Below are 9,415 nucleotides of genomic sequence, written 5' to 3'. Positions count from 1 at the left end.
CCCTATCTGCTGATGCAGGTAGGGGTTTTGTTTTGCCCGCAGGAAAGTTCTTACGACAAGCACGGACAGCTCCCGGCTGTCACAGCCCCCCGACAGTGCTAAGGTTCGGCCCTAGCTTTTGCATTTTCAAGGATGCCTTTATGCCGGACGCGACGTCCTTAAGCCCTGCTTTCATGGTGGTCCACGGGAATCGCCTGGATGAGTTGCGCAGCCTGGTGATCAGCTTGATGCGGCGCTATCCGCTGGGGCCTCTTGAAAATGAAATCGCGCTGGTTCAAAGCAATGGCATCGCCCAATGGTTGAAGCTGGCATTGGCTGAGGATCCGGAAGATGACGATACCGGTGGCTGCGGTATCGCCGCCGCCATTGATGTGCAGTTGCCCGGCAGTTTCATGTGGCAACTCTATCGAACGGTCCTGGGACGTGACGAAATTCCGGCCAAGTCGTTGCTTGATAAGGCTCCACTTACATGGCGGCTGATGCGCCTTCTGCCACAGTTGATCGAGCAGCCCCATTTCGAGCCCCTGCGGCGTTTCCTTACCCACGATACCGACTTGCGCAAGCGTTATCAGTTGTCCGAGCGTCTTGCCGATCTGTTTGACCAATATCAGGTGTACCGGGCGGATTGGCTGGAGGACTGGGCGGAAGGTCGGCACCAGACAAGAAATGTCCGGGGCGAAATCAAGCCGCTCGCGCCAGAAAACTGTTGGCAGGCCGAACTGTGGCGGGCCCTTTTGATGGGTGTAGGGGAGCAAGGCATGGCCCAAAGCCGTGCTGGGGTTCATCAACGGTACATCGAGCGTATCAACAGTTTGGAAGTGGCTCCCAGGAACCTGCCCGCGCGGGTGATAGTGTTCGGCATTTCTTCTCTGCCGGCCCAAGTCCTTGAAGCACTTGCCGGTCTGTCACGGTTTAGCCAGGTTCTGCTGTGCGTTCATAACCCATGTCGCCACCATTGGGCGGACATCGTCGCCGACAAGGACCTGCTACGCCACCAATACAAACGCCAGGCCCGCAAGGCCGGAATGCCCGTTGTCCTCGACCCGCAGACCTTGCACCAGCATGCTCATCCATTATTGGCTGCGTGGGGCAAGCAGGGGCGTGACTATATCAACCTGCTCGACAGCTACGACGATCCCAACAGTTATCGCTCGGTATTTCGCGATGGACGGATCGACCTGTTCAGCGAGGGGAATCCCACGACCCTTCTCGGCCAACTGCAGGATGACATTCTCGAGCTGCGCCCCCTGAACGAAACCCGGGAACACTGGCCAGCGGTGGATACGGAGCAGGACGGGTCTATCCGTTTCCATGTAGCCCACAGTGCTCAGCGCGAGGTTGAAATCCTTCACGATCAGTTGCTGGCCCGCTTCAGTGCGGATCCGAGCCTGCGCCCCCGGGATATCATCGTCATGGTCCCGGACATCGACAGCTACGCACCGCATATACGCGCTGTGTTCGGTCAGCTTGAAAGAACTGATCCCCGTTTCATTCCTTTCACCCTCACTGATCAGGGCCAGCGTGGACGTGATCCGTTATTGATCGCTGTCGAACACTTGCTCAAGCTGCCGGATAGCCGCTTTCCGGTCAGCGAAATCCTCGATCTGCTCGATGTTCCGGCGTTGCGTGAGCGGTTCGGTATCGATGAAGCTGACTTGCCTACGCTGCACCGCTGGATCGAGGGTGCCGGTATCCGCTGGGGCATGAGTGCCGAACATCGTGCCGGACTGGGATTACCCGCGGAGCTTGAGCAGAACAGCTGGCGTTTCGGTCTTCGGCGCATGCTGCTGGGGTATGCCGTCGGCAGCGCGGGCGCTTATGACGGCATCGAACCCTATGATGAAATTGGTGGCCTGGATGCGGCGTTGATCGGTCCTCTGGTTGCGTTGCTGGATGCTTTGCAAGTCGCTCATCAGGAACTCACCCGGCCCGCATCACCGCAAGAATGGGGCTCGCGCCTGCATGATCTGATGCAACTGTTTTTCCAGGCGAGCAACGAACATGACGACTATCTGCTGGCCCAACTCGAAGACTTGCGTGAAACCTGGCTGGAGACCTGTGAGTCGGTTGGCCTGCAGGATGAGTTGCCCCTGACTGTTGTCCGTGAGGCCTGGTTGGCAGGGTTGGATCAGGGCCGACTGTCCCAGCGTTTCCTGGCCGGAGCGGTCAACTTCTGCACCCTGATGCCGATGCGCGCGATTCCTTTCAAACTGGTGTGTCTGCTGGGTATGAACGACGGTGATTACCCGCGAGCACAACCGCCCCTGGATTTTGATCTCATGGGCAGCGACTATCGCCCCGGGGATCGTTCCCGACGCGAAGATGATCGATATCTGTTATTGGAGGCACTGCTTTCAGCCCGGGAAAAGCTCTATATCAGTTGGGTCGGACGCAGCATCCGCGACAACAGCGACCGTCCTGCTTCAGTATTGGTCGGCCAACTGCGGGATCATCTCGCCAGCGGTTGGCGGTTGGCGGATGACCGCGGGGACCTTCTTGAGGCGTTGACCCAGGAACATCCGCTGCAACCGTTCAGTGCTCGTTATTTTCATCAAGGCAGTGCGTTGTTCAGTTACGCCAGCGAATGGCGAATGCTCCACGGTGCCCACGAACACGCCGCCCAAAGCCAGGTGCTGGAACCCTATGTTCAGGAAGAGCCCTTGGGTCTTGGGCAACTGCAGGACTTCCTGCGCAATCCCGTCCGGCACTTCTTCAGTCAACGACTCAAAATATTCTTCGAGGCCATCGAGGCCCCTTTGGCAGATGACGAACCCTTCGTTCTCGATGCGCTGCAACGCTACAGCCTGAGCGACAGCTTGCTGGAGGCCGCCCTGGTTCGCCTCGATCAACCGGATCTGGCACTGGCCACTCATGCCAAAAGACTGCAGAACGGTGGCCTGTTACCGATGGCCGGTTTCGGTGAATGCATGCAACGTGAATTGATCGAGCCCTTGCCTGATTTGCTCCAGCGTTACCAGCAGCTTCTGGCGTTATGGCCCACACCGTTGACCAGTGCCTTGCCTGTCAGTTTGCAATTGCATGGCGTGAGCGTCGAGGGCTGGCTGAGTGGCCTGCACCAGCGTGCTGATGGAGCGGTTCTCACCATCAGTGCCATACCCAACGGTATTGGCTCCCCCAAGACCCGTAAATGGCATCGTCTGATTCGTCCTTGGGTCAATCATCTTGTTGCGTGCGCTAACGGCTTTTCGATGACGACGGCACTGGTGGCCAGTGATGACAGCTTGCTGCTGGCTCCTTTTGAAGAGCCCGTGGCACGACGGTTGCTCGGCGATCTATTGCAAGCCTGGCAGGCAGGTATGCGTCAGCCGCTTCCCGTCGCCGTGAAGACCGCCTTCGCCTGGCTCGGCCAGAGCGATCCAGCCAAAGCCGATGCGGCTGCTCGAAAAGCCTACGAAGGCGACGGGCAGAACTCTGAAGGTGAGCGGCGGGAAAGTCCGGCGTTGGCCCGGCAGTTTGCTGACTTCGATGCCTTGACGGCCGACGAGACATTCCCCGACTGGTGCGATGCACTTTACCGGCCACTGCTCGAAGCACCATGGCGTTCATTGGCCGGCGAGGAGGTAAGCTCATGACTCGCCAGCCGCCACTCGCCCTGGCCTTCCCGCTACGTGGCAGTCAATTGATCGAGGCCAGCGCCGGTACCGGCAAGACCTTTACCATTTCGGCGTTGTACCTGCGTCTGGTACTGGGGCATGGCGGCCCGGCTACCGGCTTTGGTCGCGAACTGCTTCCTCCGCAGATCCTGGTGGTGACCTTTACGGACGCTGCCACCAAGGAGTTGCGTGAACGTATCCGCATGCGTCTGGCCCAGGCGGCGCGCTTCTTTCGTGATGAAATTGCCGCCCCGGATTCGCTGATCGCCGAGTTGCGGGATGAGTTCGATGCAACGCAGTGGCCTGGCTGTGCGAACCGGTTGGACATCGCTGCGCAATGGATGGATGAAGCAGCAGTGTCGACCATCCATAGTTGGTGTCAGCGCATGCTGCGTGAACATGCTTTTGACAGCGGTAGCCTGTTTACCCAGACCCTGGAAACCGATCACAGCGACTTGCTCGGCGAAGTGCTTCGCGACTATTGGCGGCTGTTCTGCTACTCGATGCAAGGCGAGGCGCTGAATTGGGTGCGGACACATTGGGGCGGGCCCGCTGCGCTGCTGCCGCGAGTCAGAGGACTGTTTTCCAGCGAACGCGATGCTGCTGAGGGGCTTGAACCCGCCGAACTGATCGCCGCATCGCTTCAGGAGCGCAGCGCCGCCTTGCTCGATCTCAAGGCGCCGTGGCGGCAATGGGCCGTGGAGCTGCTGGAGATCTGTCAGCAAGGTGTCGCCAACAAAAGCGTCGACGGGCGCAAGATGCAGGCCCGGTACTTCGAACCGTGGTTCCAGAAAATCAATGCCTGGGTGGAGGACGAAAGCCTTGAGCTGTTGGACATCGGCAGCGGATTCACACGCCTGACCCCCGAGGGCATGGCCGAGGCCTGGAAAGGCGAAGTGCCCAGTCATCCCGGGCTGGACGCCATGTCCGGTCTCAAGGCCAGCCTGGAAGCCTTGCCCACTCCCGATGCCGCGGTGCTGCAACATGCCGCGCAATGGGTGGGGGCACGTTTCGAGGCGGAGAAACGGCGCCGCGCGGAGATGGGCTTCGACGATATGCTGCTGCGTCTGGACGCGGCCCTTCAGGCCGAGGGCGGAGAGCGGCTGGCGAGCTTGATCCGCGAACAGTTTCCGGTGGCGCTGATCGATGAGTTCCAGGACACCGACCCGATTCAATATCGCATCTTCGAAAGCATCTACCATATCGCAGAAAGCAACCCCGACACCGGGCTGTTCCTGATCGGTGACCCGAAGCAGGCCATTTACGCTTTTCGCGGCGCTGACATCTATACCTACCTGCGCGCCCGCGAAGCCACCGCCGGCAGGCTGCATACGCTGGGAACAAACTTCCGTTCCAGCCACGCCATGGTCAGTGCGGTGAACCATATTTTCCAGAATGCCGAATCTCGCCCTGAAGGGCGCGGTGCTTTTCTGTTTCGTGAACCGTCGGGCAAGAACCCGGTGCCGTTCCAGCCCGTTGAGTCCCAAGGGCGCAAGGAGTCCTTGCAAGTCAACGGGCTACCCGTTGCCGCAATGAATATCTGGCACCTGTCTTCTGATCAGCCGCTTTCCGGGGTGGTGTATCGGAAGCACATGGCGGCGGCTTGTGCCAGTGAGATCACGGCGTTGCTCAATGGCGGCCAATCGGGGCGCGATGGCTTTACGGTCGATGAAAAGACGCTCCAGGGATTACGCCCGGCGGATATCGCCATCCTGGTGCGTGACGGCAAAGAAGCTCAGGCCGTGCGCGACGAGCTGTCCGCGCGGGGAGTGCGCAGTGTCTATCTGTCCGACAAAGACTCGGTCTTCGCTTCACAGGAAGCGCGGGACCTGCTGATCTGGCTCAGGGCCTGCGCCGAGCCGGATGTCGAGCGGCCACTGCGGGCAGCGCTGGCCAGCATCACGCTGAATCTTGCGCTGACGGAGCTGGAACGTCTCAATCAGGATGAGCTGGCCTGGGAGCGTCGGGTCATGCAGTTCCGAGGCTATCGTACGGTCTGGCGTACCCAGGGCGTGTTGCCCATGCTGCGTCGCCTGCTACATGATTTCGAGCTGCCCCAGGCCTTGATGACGCGCAGCGACGGCGAGCGGGTGCTGACCAATTTGCTGCATCTTTGCGAGCTGTTGCAACAGGCCGCCGGTGAGCTGGATGGCGAGCAAGCTTTGATTCGGCATCTGTCCGAGCACCTGGCGCTGTCCGGGCAGGCTGGTGAAGAACAGATCCTGCGCCTGGAAAGCGATGAGCAACTGGTCAAGGTGGTCACGATTCACAAGTCCAAGGGACTTGAATATCCACTGGTGTTTTTGCCCTTCATCTGTTCGACGAAACCGGTGGATGGCAGTCGGTTGCCTTTGCATTACCACGATGAAGCCTGCAAGGCACAGATCAGCCTCAAGCCTACCGCCGAGTTGATCGCCAAGGCCGATGACGAGCGTCTGGCCGAGGATCTGCGGCTTCTCTACGTGGCCCTGACCCGCGCACAACACGCTTGCTGGCTGGGTGTGGCTGATCTCAAGCGGGGCAATAACAACAGCTCGATCCTGCATTTGTCCGCATTGGGCTATCTGTTGGGCGGTGGTGTGCCGTTAGTCGAATCGGTGGAGTTGAGGCGCTGGCTGGAGGACCTGCAACAAGGCAGCGCAGTGGTCAGCTATCAGGAGATGCCCCAGGCCACCGACGAGCATTACCGGCCGCCTCGCAACGAAGCGGTATTGCTTGAGCCTTTGATTCCCCTACGCAAAGCCAGCGAAAACTGGTGGATCGCCTCCTACAGCGCCTTGCGTATCGGGGAAAGCCTGAGTGCGGGCAGCAATGATGCGCCGGAGAACCCGCAGGCTCAGAAGCTGTTCGACGATGAGCGGCTTGACCCCGATGCCCCAAGGGAAATTGTTGCCGTGGGTGGCGATATTCACCGCTTCCCTCGCGGCCCTGGTCCCGGCACATTCCTTCATGGCCTGCTGGAGTGGGCCGCTGGCGAAGGATTTGAAGCTACGCCAACCGCCATTGAGGATGCCATAGCCCGGCGCTGCAATCGTCGAGGTTGGAAAGGCTGGATCGCTACCCTGGGTGACTGGCTGCAACACCTGATCAAATTGCCTATGCACATAGGTGGTGACCAGGCGCCGGTGGTGCTCGAGAACCTGTCCCGGTTTCAGGTCGAGATGGAGTTCTGGTTTGCCAGCCACAAGGTCGATGTGCTCAAGCTCGACCAACTGGTTTGCCAATTTACCCATGGCGGTGTCGCTCGCGTGGCCGCTGAGCCGGTATTGCTCAACGGGATGTTCAAGGGCTTCATCGATTTGACGTTCGAGCACGAGGGCCGGTATTACGTGGCCGATTACAAGTCCAACTGGCTGGGTGTCGATGAGATGGCCTACACCGAGCAGGCCATGGAACAGTCAATCCTCGACAATCGCTACGACCTGCAATACGTGTTGTACCTGTTGGCCCTGCACCGTCAGCTCAAGGCGCGCCTGCCCGGCTATGACTACGATCGGCATGTCGGTGGGGCGTTGTATCTGTTCCTGCGCGGTACCCGCTCAGCCAGTCAGGGCGTTTACTTCACCAAGCCTCCACGGGCGCTGATCGAGCAACTGGACCGTATGTTCCAAGGGGTTTGCGAGCCAAAGGCTGAACCGGCATGGGAACAGGGGGAGCTGCTATGAAACGTTCTTTTGCCGATCTGTTACCCCAATCGTCTGATGACGAGAGCCTGATGGATCTGGCGCCGCTGAGCCGCGCGGATGACTTGCTGCTGTTGCTCACCCGCTGGGTCGAACGAGGATGGTTGCGCGCCCTGGACAAGGCATTCGTCGCCTTCCTCCATGAGCTCGCGCCTGAAGATGATCCGTTGGTGCTGCTTGCTGCGGCGCTCACCAGCCATCAGTTGGGTCACGGGCATGTCTGCCTGGATCTGTTCGAAACGCTCAAGGAGCCGGATTTCGCCCTGTCACTGCCGCCTGAAGGCGACTCGCAAACGGGGGTAGAGTTGTTGCCCTCGCAAATACTACGGACCCTCGATGGGGCTCACTGGTGCAAGGTCCTGGCTTCCAGTGCTCTGGTGGCCTTGGCCGTCGATGAGCATGAAGAAGCGCGGCAACGCCCTTTGGTGTTATCAGGTAAGCGGCTTTATCTGCGTCGTTATTGGGCTTATGAGCGGCGGATCGATGAGGCGTTGCGACAACGGCTTGCCGAACATGAAGCGGCACCTGATGATCTTCGCGAGCGTTTGAACGGGTTGTTCGGGCCGGCCAACGCCGCTGGCCCGATCGATTGGCAAAAACTGGCCTGTGCGCTGGCGACCCGTGGAGCCTTCAGTATCATCACTGGCGGCCCGGGTACCGGCAAGACCACCACGGTTGTGCGCTTGCTCGCCTTGCTTCAGGCGCCCGCTGTCGAGGCAGGCAAACCGCTGCGGATCCGCCTGGCCGCGCCCACAGGCAAGGCGGCGGCGCGTCTGACCGAGTCCATCAGCCAGCAGGTTCGCACCCTCGATGTGGTTGACGCCGTGCGCGAGCGCATTCCTTGCGATGTCACCACGGTCCATCGCTTGTTGGGCAGTCGGCCTGGCACCCGACATTTTCGCCATCATGGGGGCAATCGCTTGCCACTGGATGTGTTGGTGATCGATGAAGCCTCCATGATCGATCTGGAGATGATGGCCAATCTGCTGGATGCGCTGCCGACTCATGCGCGACTGGTATTACTGGGTGATAAGGACCAACTGGCTTCTGTTGAGGCCGGTGCGGTACTGGGGGACCTGTGTCGGGACGCCGAGGAGGGTTGGTACAGCCCCCGGACCCTGGCCTGGCTGGAGTCGGTCAGCGGTGAAAACCTGGCGGCCAGTGATCTGCGGCAAGACCTCGATGGCACTCATGCCTTGGCCCAGCAAGTGGTCATGCTCAGGCATTCGCGGCGCTTCGGTGAGGGCAGTGGGATCGGTCAACTGGCGCGTCGGGTCAACCAGCAACAACCGGAACAGGCCCGTCAACTGCTGCTCGAAGGCGAATTCACCGACCTGTTTTCCCTGGCGCTGAGGGGCGAACACGATGGGGCGCTGGAGCGCTTGTTACTCGACGGCAAGGCAGAAGGGCCGAAGGGTTATCGGCATTACTTGAGCCTGTTGCGTCAGCGCCGCCCGGCCATTTCCCGACCGCTTGAGGACAGCTGCTGGACCGATTGGGCTCGGGAAGTGCTGTCGGCTTTCGACGAGTTCCAGCTGCTTTGTGCCGTACGCAAAGGCCCGTGGGGCGTCGCGGGGTTGAACCAGCGCATCACCGCCGCGCTACTCAAGGCCCAGCTTATCGACAGCGATCATCAATGGTACGAAGGGCGCCCGGTTCTGATGACCCGCAACGACTACGGGTTGGGCCTGATGAATGGCGATATCGGTATCGCGCTCAAGCTGCCCGAGCGTGAGGGGCCAGACGCCGGCAAGCAGGTTCTGCGGGTGGCGTTCCCTCGTAACGATGGCCAGGGCGGTGTGCGTTTCGTCCTGCCCAGTCGCCTGAACGATGTAGAAACTGTCTTTGCCATGACGGTGCACAAATCCCAAGGTTCGGAGTTCGCCCATACGGCTTTGATTCTTCCGGATGCGCTGAACCCGGTGCTGACGAAAGAATTGGTGTACACCGCCATTACTCGGGGCAAGCAGTGGTTCAGTCTGATTGAGCCGCGAGCGGGCGTCTTTGAAGAGGCGGTTCAGCGCAAGGTCAAGCGCTTGAGCGGGTTGATGCTGGCGCTGGAAGGAGCTGTCTGAGCGATCGACTTTCGCGATTCAGTGCCCAGGGCGGCTGTTCTGC

The 9,415-nt window shown here is 60.1% G+C and carries 3 protein-coding genes; all 3 read left to right on the top strand.

Annotated features, from left to right (window positions below):
• Positions 1 to 140 precede the first annotated feature (140 nt).
• Genes recC through recD form a run of 3 tightly spaced genes read left to right on the top strand, consistent with a single transcriptional unit; the run spans position 141 to position 9,372 of the window.
• Positions 141 to 3,593 carry an exodeoxyribonuclease V subunit gamma gene (recC, locus tag MKS85_RS25895; protein WP_188252438.1) on the top strand — a complete coding sequence of 1,151 codons (3,453 nt, stop codon included), beginning with the start codon at positions 141 to 143 and terminating at the stop codon, positions 3,591 to 3,593.
• Positions 3,590 to 7,279, top strand: coding sequence for an exodeoxyribonuclease V subunit beta (gene recB / locus MKS85_RS25890; RefSeq protein WP_310663161.1), 3,690 nt, complete (start codon positions 3,590 to 3,592; stop codon positions 7,277 to 7,279). Before recC ends, recB begins: the two co-directional genes overlap by 4 nt.
• A complete protein-coding gene (gene recD, locus MKS85_RS25885; RefSeq protein ID WP_139051225.1) occupies positions 7,276 to 9,372 on the top strand; it encodes an exodeoxyribonuclease V subunit alpha in 2,097 nt (698 codons plus the stop codon). The genes recB and recD overlap by 4 nt, the downstream gene beginning before the upstream one ends.
• Positions 9,373 to 9,415 lie beyond the last annotated feature (43 nt).

It is taken from the genome of Pseudomonas sp. JL2 (assembly GCF_031570495.1).
Taxonomy (GTDB): domain Bacteria; phylum Pseudomonadota; class Gammaproteobacteria; order Pseudomonadales; family Pseudomonadaceae; genus Aquipseudomonas; species Aquipseudomonas rhizophila.
This window is presented reverse-complemented; position numbering and strand designations above follow the sequence as displayed.